Raw genomic sequence first — 288 nt, 5'->3', positions numbered from 1 at the left:
GGTAAATTTTATACTGATGATAGATGTCGGTTTGTTTACCAAGAAATTCCGCATCCTGATCGGCATAGTTGAGTTGAATGGCATGTATTGTTGAGATATCGCCCAGGTCGGTCTGGAACCATTCGCCTTTATTGCCTGATGCTGCACTCCAGTAGGTTTTGATAGATTCATCCACTGCATTGTTGGCGGTATAACTGCCAAGGGTAGACGAAACCTGAACCGGTTTTTTATAGTTGAGCAACATCCAGCCGGTAAAGCGGCTTTTACGATGATCAGCCGGACCATTGG

General features: G+C 45.1%; 1 protein-coding gene. It reads right to left on the bottom strand.

The genetic code is table 11. The annotated features are described in order from the left end of the window. On the bottom strand, window positions 1–288 hold a 288-nt coding region (locus L0U89_RS20350), incomplete at both ends, for a discoidin domain-containing protein (protein WP_234863200.1).

Source organism: Mariniradius sediminis, from assembly GCF_021491425.1.
Lineage (GTDB): Bacteria > Bacteroidota > Bacteroidia > Cytophagales > Cyclobacteriaceae > Mariniradius > Mariniradius saccharolyticus.
This window is presented reverse-complemented; position numbering and strand designations above follow the sequence as displayed.